This window comes from Mesorhizobium waimense, from assembly GCF_003601975.1.
GTDB classification, from domain to species: domain Bacteria; phylum Pseudomonadota; class Alphaproteobacteria; order Rhizobiales; family Rhizobiaceae; genus Mesorhizobium; species Mesorhizobium waimense.
In genome coordinates, this window is the sequence record NZ_QZWZ01000193.1 from 1 (window position 1) to 612 (window position 612).

Below are 612 nucleotides of genomic sequence, written 5' to 3' on the forward strand. Positions count from 1 at the left end.
TGCCGAGCCGGCGCATTGTCTCCGGCTTGGGGCCGATGAAGGTGATGCCGGCCACAGCGCAGGCTTCGGCGAATTCGGGGCTCTCCGACAGCAGCCCGTAGCCCGGGTGGATGGCGTCGGCGCCCGAAAGCCTGGCGACGCGGATCACCTCTTCGATCGACAGGTAGCTTTCGATCGGACCCATGTCGCGAGTCAGGTGCGGCCCGCGTCCGACCTGGTAGCTCTCGTCGGCCTTGAAGCGATGCAGCGAATATTTGTCTTCCTCGGTCCAGATGGCGACCGTTTTCAACCCAAGCTCATTGGCGGCGCGGAAAACCCGGATGGCGATCTCGGAGCGATTGGCGACGAGGATTTTGCTGATGAGCAAGCAACTTCTCCAGTATATAGGGCGTGTGATGTCAGCCCACGCTGCAACTGCGCGCGCCGTTTACGTTGAAGGCGGGCATCCACCGGCATCTCTGGACCTAATAGAGATGGCCTTGTCTCCTAGCACTACTTTGGCAGGTTTTTAGCGGCGGGCGAGTTTTTGGAATTCCCAAGAGAGAGTTTGCGTGATTCATAGGAGGTCGGCTTGTGGAGGGCCGATCAATGGATGTGGACTGGCAAGCCGAT

General features: G+C 59.8%; 1 protein-coding gene. It reads right to left on the bottom strand.

Translation table 11 applies throughout. The features are described 5' to 3' along the window. Positions 1–367: biotin carboxylase N-terminal domain-containing protein (locus tag D3227_RS40580; protein ID WP_281035087.1), on the bottom strand; the 367-nt coding region annotated here is incomplete at its 3' end. Positions 368–612 lie beyond the last annotated feature (245 nt).